The organism is Spirosoma jeollabukense (genome assembly GCF_054777855.1).
Genome location: NZ_BAAHAD010000008.1, coordinates 51121 through 65543 on the forward strand (window position 1 = coordinate 51121; position 14423 = coordinate 65543).

15 protein-coding genes are annotated in these 14423 nt (G+C 47.6%); 9 read left to right on the forward strand and 6 right to left on the reverse strand.

Annotation, left to right across the window (positions count from 1 at the left end):
- Window positions 1-19 precede the first annotated feature (19 nt).
- Window positions 20-1342: a DEAD/DEAH box helicase gene (locus ACYVEA_RS24400; protein ID WP_461116042.1), complete on the reverse strand. Its 1323-nt coding sequence runs from the start codon at window positions 1340-1342 to the stop codon at window positions 20-22.
- Between the two features lie 274 nt (window positions 1343-1616).
- Between ACYVEA_RS24400 and ACYVEA_RS24405 the strand changes: the two genes are divergently transcribed.
- The 5 genes from ACYVEA_RS24405 (at window position 1617) to ACYVEA_RS24425 (ending at window position 6028) form a co-directional block, all read left to right on the forward strand.
- On the forward strand, window positions 1617-2180 hold the full coding sequence (locus ACYVEA_RS24405; protein WP_461116043.1) for a glycine zipper domain-containing protein: 564 nt from the start codon (window positions 1617-1619) through the stop codon (window positions 2178-2180).
- An 84-nt stretch (window positions 2181-2264) separates the two neighbouring features.
- Window positions 2265-2720, forward strand: a complete 456-nt coding sequence (locus tag ACYVEA_RS24410) for a YybH family protein (protein WP_461116044.1) — start codon at window positions 2265-2267, stop codon at window positions 2718-2720.
- Between the two features lie 223 nt (window positions 2721-2943).
- A complete protein-coding gene (locus ACYVEA_RS24415) occupies window positions 2944-4329 on the forward strand; it encodes a DUF4403 family protein (protein WP_461116045.1) in 1386 nt (461 codons plus the stop codon).
- On the forward strand, window positions 4326-5114 hold the full coding sequence (locus ACYVEA_RS24420; protein ID WP_461116046.1) for a M90 family metallopeptidase: 789 nt from the start codon (window positions 4326-4328) through the stop codon (window positions 5112-5114). The genes ACYVEA_RS24415 and ACYVEA_RS24420 overlap by 4 nt, the downstream gene beginning before the upstream one ends.
- A gap of 98 nt (window positions 5115-5212) precedes the next feature.
- Complete coding sequence (locus tag ACYVEA_RS24425) at window positions 5213-6028, forward strand: arylamine N-acetyltransferase family protein (RefSeq protein WP_461116047.1); 816 nt, start codon at window positions 5213-5215, stop codon at window positions 6026-6028.
- Between the two features lie 50 nt (window positions 6029-6078).
- Here the strand turns inward: ACYVEA_RS24425 and ACYVEA_RS24430 are convergent, their stop codons facing one another.
- Complete coding sequence (locus ACYVEA_RS24430; protein WP_461116048.1) at window positions 6079-7116, reverse strand: LacI family DNA-binding transcriptional regulator; 1038 nt, start codon at window positions 7114-7116, stop codon at window positions 6079-6081.
- Between the two features lie 402 nt (window positions 7117-7518).
- Between ACYVEA_RS24430 and ACYVEA_RS24435 the strand changes: the two genes are divergently transcribed.
- The 4 genes from ACYVEA_RS24435 to ACYVEA_RS24450 all read left to right on the forward strand — a co-directional run bounded on the left by ACYVEA_RS24435 (window position 7519) and on the right by ACYVEA_RS24450 (window position 9625).
- A complete protein-coding gene (locus ACYVEA_RS24435) occupies window positions 7519-7890 on the forward strand; it encodes a hypothetical protein (RefSeq protein ID WP_461116049.1) in 372 nt (123 codons plus the stop codon).
- Window positions 7891-7981: 91 nt separating this feature from the next.
- Window positions 7982-8287, forward strand: a complete 306-nt coding sequence (locus tag ACYVEA_RS24440; protein ID WP_461116050.1) for a hypothetical protein — start codon at window positions 7982-7984, stop codon at window positions 8285-8287.
- Window positions 8288-8389: 102 nt separating this feature from the next.
- Window positions 8390-9184 carry a 3-keto-disaccharide hydrolase gene (locus ACYVEA_RS24445; protein WP_461116051.1) on the forward strand — a complete coding sequence of 265 codons (795 nt, stop codon included), beginning with the start codon at window positions 8390-8392 and terminating at the stop codon, window positions 9182-9184.
- Between the two features lie 36 nt (window positions 9185-9220).
- Entirely contained in the window at window positions 9221-9625 is a 405-nt protein-coding gene (locus ACYVEA_RS24450; protein WP_461116052.1) for a hypothetical protein, read from the forward strand.
- Window positions 9626-9676: 51 nt separating this feature from the next.
- Here ACYVEA_RS24450 and ACYVEA_RS24455 read toward each other — a convergent pair whose 3' ends face one another.
- The 4 genes from ACYVEA_RS24455 to ACYVEA_RS24470 form a co-directional block, all read right to left on the reverse strand.
- Window positions 9677-9859 (reverse strand): hypothetical protein, encoded by a 183-nt coding sequence (locus ACYVEA_RS24455; RefSeq protein ID WP_461116053.1) that lies wholly within the window; start codon window positions 9857-9859, stop codon window positions 9677-9679.
- 87 nt (window positions 9860-9946) lie between these two features.
- A complete protein-coding gene (locus tag ACYVEA_RS24460) occupies window positions 9947-10285 on the reverse strand; it encodes a DUF6169 family protein (protein ID WP_461116054.1) in 339 nt (112 codons plus the stop codon).
- A gap of 70 nt (window positions 10286-10355) precedes the next feature.
- Window positions 10356-10511: a hypothetical protein gene (locus tag ACYVEA_RS24465; RefSeq protein WP_461116055.1), complete on the reverse strand. Its 156-nt coding sequence runs from the start codon at window positions 10509-10511 to the stop codon at window positions 10356-10358.
- A gap of 130 nt (window positions 10512-10641) precedes the next feature.
- Window positions 10642-14025, reverse strand: a complete 3384-nt coding sequence (locus ACYVEA_RS24470) for a DEAD/DEAH box helicase (protein ID WP_461116056.1) — start codon at window positions 14023-14025, stop codon at window positions 10642-10644.
- Between the last annotated feature and the right edge of the window lie 398 nt (window positions 14026-14423).

A 14423-nucleotide genomic window follows, 5' to 3' on the forward strand; every position in this document is an offset into this window, starting at 1 on the left:
GGTTAGCGGGCCTTTTGATTTACCGGGCTACCTCAATTTTATACTTCTTTCCTTTCATTTTCTCGTCCCTGATTTTCGCCAGTAGTCCGTTGACTTTAGTTGTTTTTACAGCAGCAAACGAGATGAAATCCTGCACGTTGATGAGGCCGAGGTCGTCTTTTTCGAGCCCGCCTTTCTGGGAGAAGAAGCCGACAATGTCAATCTTATTAAGTTTGTTTTTCTTGCCGCCACTGATGTAAATCGTTACAAACTGGGGTGGCTTTGGTAGCGGATTAGTTCCCGAAAGTGTGATCTCTTCGAGCGAGTCGGGTAGATAGCGCGGGCGTTCTTCACTGGGGTGTAAAATCAAATAAGCCGTTCCCGATGCGTGCATGCGGGCGGTTCGTCCATTGCGGTGTACAAACTCATGTTCGTGCATCGGCAAATGGTAGTGAATCACATAGTTCATTTCGGGGATGTCCAGGCCGCGAGCCGCTAAATCAGTAGTGATTAGATACGTTACGCTGCCATTACGAAACTGAATCAACGCCCGTTCCCGATCGTCCTGATCCATGCCACCATGATAAAACGTTGAAAAAATACCCCGTTCGTTAAGCAACTGACTGGTCCGTTCGACAGCATCCCGGTGGTTGCAGAAAATCAGGGCGGATTCAGAATTCAGCGTACAAAGCAGGTTAAATAACGTACCGATTTTATCCTTTTCTTCGGATATAACCACTTTCATGGTTAGCCCACTCGGTACGTCTTCATCAGCGCTGAAATTCAATTTGGTAGGGGAGTGGACACCCGCAAAATCCGGGATTTTAATGCCCGACGTTGCTGAGACCAGCACGCGCTTTTTAAGGTTGCGCAACCCCCCAATGATATAATCCATCTGATCGTGAAAGCCCAGCTCCAGCGACTTATCAAACTCGTCTAATACCAGCGTTTGAATGCCATCCAAATCAAACGTTCGGCGCGAAATATGATCCATAATGCGTCCGGGCGTTCCCACCAGAAGCGCCGGTGGATTGCTCAGATTCTTGATTTCGGTCTCCATTGAATGACCACCGTAACACACATTCACTTTGTAGCCCGTCGCCATCTTCTTCCAGACCTGCTCGATTTGCAGGGCCAGTTCACGGGTAGGCGCCAGCACCAGGCATTGCACCGACGAATGATTGGGTTGAAGCAACTGGAGTACGGGTAACAGAAAACCAAGCGTCTTGCCGGAGCCCGTAGGAGCGATTAAAAAGACATCTTTATCCTGTAAAATGGCTTTTTGGGCCGCTTCCTGCATGGGGTTCAGGGCCGCAATACCCAGGTTTGACAAAATTTGTGAAGAGACTTGATTGGTTTCCATACCGTAAAAGTAACGCACGACAGGCAGGCACCGACTACGCTTTGGAAAATCAAGGGTATTTATAGTCAGTGACAAAGTCGGTTACTACGTATTGAAAAACCATTTTTTTGTATTCATCATAGAAAAAACGCCGACTTAAAGGGATGTGATTATATGTATCAACACGAACAATCGGTCTGGGTTGGGGTTAAATAGGTAAGTACGCGTGGCTAAACCTTCTGGAATTTAGCTTGTCTTATTCCTGTCACGAGTTTAACCTAAATAAAAAAAGACGATGAAAACGCTCAATTCTTATCTCGTAGTGATGATACTGACTGGCTTCGTGCTCAGTCAATCTGCCGAAGCACAGGACCGGAAACGGTGGAGCCCACAGGCTAAAGACGCAACGATTGGCGGAGTTGCCGGTGGTGCCGCTGGTGCCATCATTAACAAACGCAATCGTGTGGTGGGTGGACTGATTGGTGGTGTTGTTGGCGGTGCGGCTGGTTACGCGATCGGTAAAAATAAAGACAATAAAAATAAAGCTGCCGCCCGGTTGGCTGCTGCCCAAGCTGAGACAGCACGTGAACGCGAACGGGCCGACGCTGCCGAGCGTGACCGGGTTGCCGCGTTGGCTGCCGCTACACCTCCCCACGGTTTCGGCGTAGCGCGTCCGGCACAGGTAACGGTGGCCCGTAAACCGGTAGCAGCTCCAGCCCAAGCTACACCTGCCGCTCCTGCACCTGCTGCTATAGCGTCGAGTTCCTACGTACTGAACGAAGCCTTTTTGCCAAATCCGTCTTATGGTGATCCCGAGACACCTTATGCATCATCGCAATACCGGCGTAAAAGCTGGTAATAAGCGTAACATCGGTCGGGGAGCTGGCGCATTATAACAGCACAGCTCTCCAACCGATACCATTCATTTAATCAACTACACACTATGAAATTAATCATCCAAACCTTGCTTGCTGCGGCCTTGGTAACAGGTTGCGCCAAGCAGGAAGAAGCTGTAAATATCCAGGCGCTCAATCAGCAATTTATTGGCGCCTGGAACAGTAAAGATTCCGATAAGATTATCTCCTTACTGGCCGATGACGTCAATTTCCTTCAGGGAGACCAGCACTTGAAAGGTAAGTCGGAAGTGACGGACAAATGGGTGAAAGCCACGTTACCAAGTCTGAGCGATCTGAAAACCAACGTAGTAAGCTCAGCGGTTGACACACAAACTGCCTACGAAGCCGGAACATTCTCCGTTGATGTACTGCCCGAAACAGCTCAGCAGGCCAAAGGCTATGGCGAAGGCAATTTTATTCTGCTCTGGAAAAAAGGAACCGATAATGTCTGGAAACTTAGTTATGCACAACTCGAAGACCTGCCGGTGCAGGTGAAACGATAAAACAGGTTAAGCATTACGGCCCCTCAACCAAATTCAGTTGAGGGGCTTTTTGTTTCTGCGCTGTTCAGATCCTGTAAGGCTACCTACAAAGTATCCTGGAATGTCTGACGTATGATATAATCCGTTGCAATTCAATAATGAAAACAACCTGAAACGAACGGAGTTTATCACCTATAAATCCCATTCAGGTTGCAGACCGGAAAGCGGTAGTCACTACACGTTAATGAAATTAGTACTGAGAATCCAGCCATTCATTGGCCTGGCTTTGCTGCTATTAATAACGCAATGCCAGAACGTTACTACTCAGCCGCCTAAAGCGGAGGGTTTTGATCCGCCTATTCCGGCCACGATCTCGTATCTGGCTGGCCCGATTACGTTTGATCTGGAGGAGCTACAGAAAAAAATTAACCAGGAACTAGACCCCGTATTGGTAGGGAAACAGACCAGCGAGGGTAAATCGAAAGGTATTATTTCGTTTCGGGTAAAGCGGTTGGGTGACGTTCAGGTCCAGTATACCGATCACCAGATAAAGCTTTCAGCCCCGCTTCAGATGTGGCTGACAAAGCCCTTTAGCCACGACACGACCCCGCCCAAAAAGCCCTTTTGTTCGCTGCATGTCGACTTCAAAACGCCGATTCGTGTAACGCCCAACTGGCGATTGGCCAGCCACACTTCATTTGTTGATTACCACTGGATCATAAAGCCTGAGCTACGTCTTCTTGGTAAAGACGTATCGCTGGAAAAAATGGCTCAGAATATTCTCGACCGACATAAGAAAGATATTGAAACAATGATTGATTCAGCCGTGTACAACGACTTGCGACTCGACCAAATGGTGAAGCCTATTTGGCGCGATATGCAACAACCACTACTGATCAACAAAGAGTATGGTCTGTGGTTAGTTCCCAAACCAATCAGTATAGCGGCTGGTCCCGTCACGGGCAATGCCCGTCAGCTAACGACACACCTGCGGATTGCGCTTGAAACACAAACGGAAATAAAGCCTCAGTCGCCGGTGCATACGAAAACGCAGTTGCCTCAGCTGGATAAAAGAGATACCATTTCTCAACGATCAGATTTGCACCTGATGAGTTTTATTCCGTACGCTGATATCAATCGGATGCTGGCACTGACTGTTACCCGACAGCCTAAAAAAATGGCGCTCGGTGCCATCACGGTGAAGCAGATAACGGTGTACGGTGGGCAACGCGCGCTAATCGTTAAGGCCAGCGTGAGTGGCTTACTGGACGGTCCGGTTTACCTGCGCGGGCGGCCTGTATTCGATACGTTGACAAATACATTGCTTGTCAGAAATTTAGATTTCGATGCGGCAAGTGAAAACATGCTGTCAAAAAGTAGCGGTTCGGTATGGCACGGTGGGTTGCGTAGGTTACTGGAAAGTATGCTAACCATTCCGTTGAATGATGAGATTGCTACGTTGCCTCAAGCCATAAACCAGGCGTTCGAGAAGGGAAGTGTGGGCAGAAAAACCGATCTGGGCATTAAATCGTTTCGATTTACACCTCAGAAAATAGCCATCAGACCCGATGGCATTCAGACCTTGATCAACGTTGAGTCGAAAGTAGGCGTTAAAGTAAATGAGCTATGATTCTTTTGATTAGTGTAGTCGTGCTTTTGTTGGGCTGGCTTGGCTGGCGGTATCTGAATCAGAAAAAGCAGGATGCTTTGCCGCTCCCGGTCAACTACCCACAATTGCTGGAGGAGCATGTTTCCTACTATCGGTCGCTTAGTGACGAGAAAAAGAAGTTGTTTGAAGAACGGGTGAATCATTTTCTGCACCACATCCGAATCGAAGGCGTAGGCACGACTGTCGATGATCTTGATAACGTACTGGTTGCCAGCAGCGCCATTATTCCCATTTTCGGTTTCGACGATTGGTATTACCCATTAACTAACGTACTGCTTTACGAAGATCGCTTTAATGCCGATTTTCAAACGACGGGCGATGAACGTAATATCCTGGGTATGGTGGGCGAAGGCGGTGCTTTGCAGAGTACGATGGTCCTGTCGAAACCGGCGCTGCATGAGGGTTTTGCCAACGAAACCAGCAAAGGCAACACGGGTATTCATGAGTTTGTGCATCTGATCGACAAAGTCGACGGGTCTACTGATGGATCACCCGCGTATTTGCTTGAAAAAGATCACATTAAGCCCTGGCTTCAATTGATCCACAATAGCATCAATGACATTAAAACCAACCATTCCGACATCAATCCGTACGGCATAACGAACGAAGCCGAATTCTTCGCCGTCGTGTCTGAATACTTCTTCAAACGTCCCGACCTGCTGCAGGAAAAACATCCGGAGCTATTCGCCCGATTGGAGGAAATCTTTCACCAGAATCCACTAGCACAGGATAAGACGCTGGAATAGCTTCATCGACAACTCAGTCACTTTATTAATCGACTGAATCAGGCATTAAACGATTTCAAAAAATAGTATGTAGGTGTTCATGCCGATTTTGGGCAACTTTGGGGACTCACTCCTGGACACACTCGATGGACGTTAATGCTTATTTAGATCGAATTCAGTATAGCGGGCCGTTCGATACGACACTGGCAACCCTGCGAAAACTCAACTACCAGCATCAACTGGCTATACCGATTGAGAATCTGGATATTCACCGTGGCCGGGAGATCGTTCTGGAGCCTGATGCCTTGTTTACCAAAATCATCACCCATAAACGGGGCGGATTCTGTTATGAACTGAACGGCCTCTTTTATGAATTGCTCAAAACACTTGGCTTTCAGGTGAAGCGGATATCCGGACGAGTTTATGATGTCGGGAATGGTTTTAATGCTGAATTTGATCACCTAGCGATTGTAGCACGTATTGACGGCATTGACTGGCTGGTCGATGTGGCGTTTGGCCGGCGGTTTTCGTTGTATCCTTTGTTACTCGAACGGAATCAAATTCAGGAAGACAAAACCGGGCGTTACCGTATTACCGAATACGACGCCAATTACTTAGCTGTCAGTCAACAGCACGAAGACGGTAGCTGGGAGCCGGGCTATATCTTCACGCTTATTCCCCGCCAGTTGAGTGACTTCAGTGAGATGTGCCATTTTCACCAAACCTCAGATGACTCGTATTTTACGCAGAATAAGCTGTGTTCGCTCGTAACGCCGGGAGGGCGAATAACGCTCACTGATGACAAACTGAAAATTACGCATAATGGTCAGGCTACTGAGTTTCTCGTCACTAATGATCGGGAGTTTGGCTATTATCTGGATAAATATTTTGGGATTCGCGTGGATGCCCGGCCCAAGAGAATAGGCCAGCTGTAAAAAGATTGACTCGTTTCTACGTAGTTACGGCTGGTGAAACTAATTCTCCGTTAGCCTTTTAGAATGGATGATGAAAGCGGTTGGGTAGACGCCTGTATGACTAATGTGGCTTCCAGGTTTGTCTGCGTTATTGGGGCGTTTGGCTTCAGTGATTCTAGTAAAATTTGGGTTGCCAATTGTCCCATCTCCTGAATGGGCTGCCGGATATACGTAAGCGATGTATCAAATAACTCGTAGGCATCGGCTTCGTCGAACCCCACAACAGCCAGCTCGTTAGGTACGTTTAGATGCCAGGCTCTGATCGCTTTTAAGCCCAAAAATGTCAGGACATTCGTGGTAAAGACAATAGCATCAACCGGGTCCTGGCCAGTTCTAAGCGACTGAATGGCTTTGGCTACCTCAGGCGTTGGGTTGTTCCCACTCAGTACCTTTACCCGACTTTTCGGAACAGGCAGACCGTTCTCTTGAAGGGCTGACTGATAACCTCGGGTTCGTTCATTAATATGGAAAAGAGCGGTTTTAAACGTAATCAGGCCGATTCGTTGGTAGCCCGCATCGACCAGATGCCGGACGGCGTCATGGGTCGCCTGGTAGTTATCCAGCGCTACGTAACTGGTTTTCAGGCTTGGGAAATAACGGTCAATCAAGACAAAGGGAACGGTCTGTTGCTGCAATGTCATGATCTGGGACTCGGTACCCGCGGGGGCAGATATCAACAACCCATCCACCTGCCGATTCAGCAAGGTTGTAATGAGTTTCTGGCATTTCTGTGGGTTTTCATCCGAACTTCCGAAAATAACGGTGTATCCGTGCTTGTCGGCTTCATCCTCGACAATGCGGGCCATTGATGATGAAAACGGGTTTGCAATATCAGCGACAATTAAACCCAGTGTTCGGGTTTTGCTGGTCTTTAAACTCTTTGCAATCTGATTCGGCTGATAATTCAGTTCCTGCGCTACCTGCCTGATTTTCCGGGCGACCTCTTTGCTGATCCGGTTCTCCTTCTGGTTGTTCAGTACGTATGAAACGAGCGCTGTTGAAACACCTACTGTCTGGGCAATATCTTTTAGAGAGGTCTTTTTAGTCATACAGGAGAAAACGTAAAAGTACAATATTATGTTTGATGATTAAAAATGATAGTGGCATTGTTCAATCTAAAGAAAGGCGGTAGTATGTTTAAATAATCATAAAAAAGTGTCTAAAATGTGAATAATTAAATAAATAACCTGTAAAATTAGTAGATAATTACCTGTTTAAGGTGGGATAAGTTTAAACGTTTAAACCTTTTTTGTCCTATATTCGTTTGTTTAGTGTAGACTGGGTAAGGAGGTGCCAAAGTAAAAAACTGTCTGGCAGTTGCATCGAATCTCACAGAATCTTCGAAACGATTATAACAGCGGGTAAATTGGTAAAATCTGGTTTCAGGCAGAGGGGGCAACATAAACAAGGGAAGAAACCGATTCAATTCACACACAAACAACATAGACAACATGGAACTGACTCAAACATATAAACATAAAGCGGCCATAAGGGGTACTGAAACTTCGTTTCAGAAGGCCGTTATGACGTTCGTCAACAGGCACGCAGGTGCATTGAAGGCATTAACTCGCGGTGGAACGCCGTATGGCGATAACTGGCTGTCGGTACGTAGTAAGGCTGCGGGGAGTGGCACTACCAAGGTTGTGTCCGAGAAACAGATCGACAGCCTGCAACAGCAGCTCAATGAACTAAGTCAAACGATTGCCTTACTGAGTGATCAGGTAAATGCGCACAAGGAAGGGGCGCAAACCAGGCACAAGTCGGCTGAGGCAACTGAAGAAATTGGCATCAACCGGTTTCGCGCCCTACAGGCCGAATGTTAATCCGACTCATCAACAACTGATAAAAGGGGTATCAAAACCAAGCAGCGACTCAGCTGCTTGGCGCTCCTTTTATCCATTTAATCTTATACCTATGAAACGTTATTCAGTTTTATACCTGCTTAATGAGCAGCATCATCATATTGGTAGCCACACACAGGAAGAAGCCAGTGCCATTCTGGAGAAATTATCGACCGATAAGCGCCGGACAGCTATTGGCGTTTATGATGCAAAAACAGAGTTAATTGATTGGGCACCCGCTTATCAGATAATTTATGATCAGGCTGGTATTAGTGGGCAGGGGAAGCGGGCTAACCAGATCATCACCATTGCGCAGGCACTGCGTCGACGGGATTTGAACTGGCAGGGTGACTTCAGTAGGCCAAGCTTTTTTGCCTGAGAGTGTTCAGCCTAGTCGGAGACTAGGCTGAACACTAAACTATAAAACGGGTAGATGGTGCGGGTTGAATTCTTACTAAAGCACAGTCTAAACCGCTACCTGATGAAGTTTTCTATTACGACCAGCAGACCTGCTCTTTCTCGCGCCTTATTACTTACCCTGGTGGGCCTTAGCGCATTGACAAATGCCAATGCCCAGACGGGTGTTGGCGTTAAAGCGCCCAAAGGGGCCGAAGTCCTGTTCGATGGATCGCGCAAGATGCTCGACGAGAAATGGACGTATTGGAAAGGCCCCCGACTGGCTGCTACGTTGCCCATTAAGTGGGCCATTGAAAAAGATCCCGCTGGCAGCGGCACGGTCATGAACACGAACGATCCGGCGGCTGCGGGTGGCAAATATGGTGCTGCCGACATTGTTACTAAAGAAACCTTCCGCGACTTCCGGCTGCACGTTGAATTTTACGTCAGCAAGCCGGGTGGTAATAGTGGGGTGTATCTGCAAAACCGCTACGAGATTCAGATATTCGACGGCGACACGACCTCGCATGGGTTAGGAGCCGTGATTAACGAGTCGCCATCACCATACAAACTCTATACCGGTCCTGGGAAGTGGAATGCCTATGACATTGAGTTTCGGGCGGCTCGTTTCGTGGATGGCAAACGGACTGAACCGGCCCTGGTGACCCTCTATTTGAACGGCAAAAAAGCGCACACCAACCAGAAAATAACGCAGGTATGGGGCGGGCCTAATTCGGGCATTGATGGTGGGAACGAGGACGGCAAAGGGGTAACCGATACGCCCGGCGGCCTGAAATTACAGGCCGAAGGCCACGACGTGCTTTACCGGAACATCTGGATCGAAAAGATGGACTTGAAAAAGGCCGATACGAATTTTTGATCTGGTCTGGCTGTTGTACGCATTTTAGACGATAGCATGACAACGAATGAAATTTACGACGTACTGACCGACGCGATCAGTGCGATTATTACCGACGACTGGACCATTGCCCGGCTGAACGTTCAGTTTCTAGCTGATGGGCTGGAAGTTGAATGTGACGGTACGTACCTGACACCCGAAGGAGAGCTTGACCAATTATCCACCGATTTTCCGGATGAAATGATCGAAGCGCTTCAGGAATTATACCTGATTCGGAAAAAGGAAGGGCATCCCCGCGCTAACCGACTGCAAATTGATCTGACAGCGCAGGGCCAGTTTACTACCGATTTTAGCTGGGACCAGGAAATCCAGGACGAAGAAGATCACTTCAACAACGGCGGCACCGCCCGTGAATGGATGGCTATCCGCGAGGCCAAATATGGCCCGATCGAAGAAGACTAAAAATAAACGCTACGTTGGCTGAAAGTCGATCAACGTAGCGTTTATTGTTTGTTAGTGACCCTCGGCAGGCTCATCTCTGTAGACGAATTTGGGCATATGCCAGCCATAGCGAATGAACAGCAGACGTATTGTTAGTCCAACTGCCGCTGCTGTAAAGATGGGTATATCCGTAGGACCAAACCCTCCACCCAGCGCCGTAATCCAGGCAATAATACAAACGCCCACCCAGTCCATACCCGGCTTCCGCCGTTATGGCGATAATGTATAAAATCTGCAGCATGTAAAACAGTGTGGTATATTCACTTGCTATTTTTCAAAGGTCTAGCGGAACATACGCTTGATCTCCTCTTTGGCAGGGTGGTTTCGCAGAAAGATAACAGATGAATAGACCCGATTCTCTGGATTTGTATGGTCGAGCTTCTCAAAAGATTCTTTACCTATTTTAAGATACCAGCTGTGAAAGAGCCTGTTTCTGGCTATTTCCTTGTCATCATCCAGGCTACATACGTAATTAATCACTGCATCGGGTGAGCTCTCGAAGGTTAGAAGAAGAGCGTTTAGAATTGTTTGCTCAACGCGTGGATCTTTCTGCTGAATTTGTCCGGCTACGTGGGTTATGGAAAACGAGAAAACAGAATTAATAAAAGACGATCCAAACAAATAGTCTGAGTCGTCGGTAAATAGTATCGCGTATGTTACGCCAAAATCTGTCTCAAAAGTAAATCCACTTTCAACGTCCTTCAGTTGGTAAGGTAAAGGGTTTGACAAACTTAATTCCGGCCGGTTTTTTGGTTTCATCGCCACTCTTTACGTACTCTTGAATACGTCGTTTTTTATTTAACATCTCCTTGGCGATGTCTTTCTGGCGTTCTACCGTGGTTGCCATGATCGTGGATGTGTATGTGAAAACTTCGTTGTACTATGTGCAATTTACTACGAAATGCTAACTGTTCCTATAACTTTGGTTGCTGAATTGAGTGGACGGAGCCATCTCAAACCTGACAGCACAAACACAACTAACGTAACAAATTCAGCAAATCGGCTTTGGATAGCGATTTCAAAATCGACGTATCGGTTCTGATCAGGTTGTCGGCCAGCTCTCGTTTCGATGCCTGAAGTTCCAGAATCTTTTCTTCAATCGTGTCCGGGCATATGAGCCGAACAGCCACTACGTTCTTCTTCTGGCCGATGCGATAACTCCGGTCGATGGCCTGGTTTTCGACTGCTAGATTCCACCACGGATCAACCATGTATACGTAGTCGGCCTGGGTGAGATTCAGGCCTGTTCCACCCGCTTTTAAACTGATTAGAAATACCCGAACGGTATCGTCGTTCTGAAAGCGGTTCACGCTGTCGGCCCGATTACGGGTCTGACCCGTGAGGTATTCAAAGCCAATCTGTCGATCGATTAACTCCTTTTTGATGAGATCGAGCATGGTGACGAACTGCGAGAAGACCAGAATTTTGTGCTGCGGAGCTTTGTTCTCGATCTGCTCAAGCAACATGTCGATCTTCGCCGACGAGTCGCCATAAAATTCTTCGTCATTGAGCAGCACCGGCGAATTACAGATCTGACGCAATTTCGTGAGCCCCTGCAATACGTGTAAACGCTCACGGGGAATGTCGCCTTCCTTGGTTGTCAGCAGAAAATTGCGAAACTCCTGTTCGTAGGCGTTGTACACCCTACGCTGTTCCAGCCCCATTTCGCAGTGAAGAATCATCTCCGTTTTGTCGGGAAGCTCCGTAGCGACCTGCGCTTTTGTTCGGCGGAGGATAAACGGGCTGATTTTCGCCTGGAGTTCGCGGGCACGTTTCTGATCGCCGAATTTGTCGATGGGCGTTGAGTAGTGCGCTTTAAAATGATTGTAGCTGCCCAATAACCCCGGACAGGCAAATGAAAGTTGACCGTATAAATCAAAGGTGTGGTTTTCGATCGGTGTCCCCGTTAGCACGAGTTTGTTACGTGACTGCAATAGCCGAACCGCCTGATACCGTTGCGATTCGGGATTTTTTATGGCCTGTGATTCGTCCAGAACAATGTAGTTAAACGGGTATTCTTTTAAAAAACGAATGTCGGACAACAACGTACCATAGGAAGTGAGAATGAGGTCGAACTGGTCGAAATCGTTTATTTTAAGGGAACGGTTAGCGCCGTAAAATGTGTAAATCTTCAGGCTTGGCGCAAATTTCTCAACTTCTGCCTGCCAGTTGAACAGGAGGGACGTAGGTACTACAACTAGATTGGTGTTGGGTCCTGGTTTCGTGCGTTGTAGCAGAATGAACGCAAGAATCTGGAGCGTTTTGCCCAGCCCCATATCATCGGCCAGACAACCGCCAAAACCAAATTCATCCAGGAAATTCAACCAGTTCAGCCCCTCTTTCTGGTAATCCCGCAGGGATGCCTGTAGTTCAACGGGGACAGCAACGGGTTTTATCGATTGAAAATTAGCGAATGTCTTGGTGAATAAAGTCAGTTGATCTTTCACGTCATTCTGCAATTCTTCGGCCTTATACAGCTCACGAATGCTCGAAAAATTAACCTTTGGCGTTTGGATGTGCTCGTCTACTACGTCTCCCGCCTGAAAATAGGCCGAAAAACGGTCGAGCCATTCGGTTGGCAGAACGCCCTTCGTGCCGTCGTCGAGCGTTACGTATTTACTCTTGTTTTTGATTGCCTTATGCAGGTGTTTCAGGGAAACTTTCTGCTTGCCATAGGTGAGGCCTAATGTCGTTTCGAACCAGTTGAGGCCACTGCTGACAATCACCGATACCTTCGCTTTATTCGGATTTAGCTTGTTGTTTTTCAATGTATTAAAGCCAAGAATCCGAATGCCCTCGCTAGCCCAGGCATCAAACGCAGTCAAAAACCAATGTTCGTCCAGTACGTATTTCTTATGCAGATAAAACTGATTTTGACCAAGTTGCTCCTGAAAATCGGGGTGCTGATTAACCACCGCCATCGTGAACTGAATTTCGGCAGGCTCGTCCCGCGCCACCAGAAATGGCTTCCCTTTGCTGTCAATCGAATGGATTTGCTGTTTCGACAGAACCGGCACTTCGACCAGGCCGTACTTCATAACGGGCGTAATCCAGACGTAATTTTCGGAGTCAGACAGGTAGATGATACGTTGTCGCTCCTGCGTAAACCCGCCCTCTGCCAACTGCTCGGCAGTCGCAGGTTTCAGGTAGGTATACTCAATAGAAATCTGATTTTCGAGTTTGGCCAGTACCGTTTCCTGAAACACGTCGTACGTCGACTGGTGGATGAGGATTTTGTTATTTTTCTTGTTGAAATACTGGATAACCCGCAGATTATCAGAATTGTCAATTAAATACAACGTATCGTTGAGCAGAATAAAGTAATCGTATTTGAGTGTTAATTTATGCAGTTCATAAGAGGTGTCGTCAATGGTGAGCGACCCCCAGACTTCATAAAACGGATCGACTTGCCGAACCGATAACTGGATGGCTGCTTTCAGGATTTCCAGTTTCACCGGGACAAGCGAATGAGCTGTACTGTTCTCTGAAACGCTGCTCGAATGATAAAAAACGGACAATTTTTTTGGATTGTCCGCCACCAACCGCAGGCCTTCCAGATCGGCGTCTTCTTTCTTTGTCCGGTGATGATTCTGGAATTTGGCGACCGCCGAATAGAATTTCAACTCGCTCAGGTTATCAAGTTTGCTGGTCAGGTCGAGCGGTTGGATGGATGTTAGCGGATTTTTGATTTTGCCTTCCCGGGTGGTGTCGGCCTCAAAAAGCTCAAGGCAAAAGTGATCGTAGTAGCGGTGTTTGGTAAAGACAACGATTCGTTTCTGGTTTGAAATGGGTTCGTCAATCGGCGGAACGCTACGTTCAGACTTTGGCAACAATTGTGCCCGGAGTTCATCATGTCCAGCCTGGGTAATGGGAATAAGCTCCGGTTGTTTTGGCTTGATGCTGAATGCTTTATTCGTGTAGTCTACCTGAAAAAACGTATCCAGCGACGGCTCATTTTCCAGGCCATAGTCTCTGGCGACCTGTTTAATGGCTTCGTAACGTAGCGCCTGATCGAAAAAAACGCGCAACTCCTTCCGCCTGACAATGCTCAACAATACGTCTACCTGATGCGCGCATAAGCCGTCTTTGTCAACCGCACAGTCGCAGGAAACCAGCACCGATTGCTCCGTTTGCGTGACGGTAACTGTCGGGAAAGCAGCCACTCGGGACGCGCTGGTGAATGAACCCTGATTAATCTCAAGTTCCTGCGGCTGAATATCGACGTACCCGCTCACCGCAAACACCGATCCTGAACTATGCCTGGCCAATAGGCTGTCTGTCAGTGTAGGAATTGTGATCCCTTCTAACAGATAATCGTGTCGGGCATACAGGGCATCGGTACTGTGAGATTGGGCGGCCATTTAGTACTACGGGCGTATTGCTCGGGAAACGAAGTGCAATTTACGCCGTTGTAGGTGATTGTAGGAGCTTTGATGGTTAATTGTTCGAACTTCTTCGCACTGGCCAAAACGAAGAGGCTGGCAATTTTGCCATCATCCTTTTAAGCAGGTAAGGCACCAACCCACGCCAGCCATCTGTCCAGTGAAGCTATGTGTAATTAATTCAACTCGGCGTCTACATAAACCAAATCCTGCCCATCCCTGAGTAGGTTATCATTTAGGAAGCCTCATTGAAAGTGAGGTAGTCTACTGAAACAAGCCAACGTTTTGTTCAAACACTTTGGCTTTGTATTGAGCAAGTAAGCGACGGAAAGCCTGCAACTCAGGTGATTCGGGTTCTACTCTGTCATCGCATTTGT

Bases quoted from the DNA above. Each gene is read 5' to 3' on its own strand.
- ACYVEA_RS24400 (WP_461116042.1), bottom strand. From the start codon at position 1,342: ATGGAAACCAATCAAGTCTCTTCACAAATTTTGTCAAACCTGGGTATT.
- ACYVEA_RS24405 (WP_461116043.1), top strand. From the start codon at position 1,617: ATGAAAACGCTCAATTCTTATCTCGTAGTGATGATACTGACTGGCTTC.
- ACYVEA_RS24410 (WP_461116044.1), top strand. From the start codon at position 2,265: ATGAAATTAATCATCCAAACCTTGCTTGCTGCGGCCTTGGTAACAGGT.
- ACYVEA_RS24415 (WP_461116045.1), top strand. From the start codon at position 2,944: ATGAAATTAGTACTGAGAATCCAGCCATTCATTGGCCTGGCTTTGCTG.
- ACYVEA_RS24420 (WP_461116046.1), top strand. From the start codon at position 4,326: ATGATTCTTTTGATTAGTGTAGTCGTGCTTTTGTTGGGCTGGCTTGGC.
- ACYVEA_RS24430 (WP_461116048.1), bottom strand. From the start codon at position 7,116: ATGACTAAAAAGACCTCTCTAAAAGATATTGCCCAGACAGTAGGTGTT.
- ACYVEA_RS24435 (WP_461116049.1), top strand. From the start codon at position 7,519: ATGGAACTGACTCAAACATATAAACATAAAGCGGCCATAAGGGGTACT.
- ACYVEA_RS24440 (WP_461116050.1), top strand. From the start codon at position 7,982: ATGAAACGTTATTCAGTTTTATACCTGCTTAATGAGCAGCATCATCAT.
- ACYVEA_RS24445 (WP_461116051.1), top strand. From the start codon at position 8,390: ATGAAGTTTTCTATTACGACCAGCAGACCTGCTCTTTCTCGCGCCTTA.
- ACYVEA_RS24450 (WP_461116052.1), top strand. From the start codon at position 9,221: ATGACAACGAATGAAATTTACGACGTACTGACCGACGCGATCAGTGCG.
- ACYVEA_RS24455 (WP_461116053.1), bottom strand. From the start codon at position 9,859: ATGGACTGGGTGGGCGTTTGTATTATTGCCTGGATTACGGCGCTGGGT.
- ACYVEA_RS24465 (WP_461116055.1), bottom strand. From the start codon at position 10,511: ATGGCAACCACGGTAGAACGCCAGAAAGACATCGCCAAGGAGATGTTA.
- ACYVEA_RS24470 (WP_461116056.1), bottom strand. From the start codon at position 14,025: ATGGCCGCCCAATCTCACAGTACCGATGCCCTGTATGCCCGACACGAT.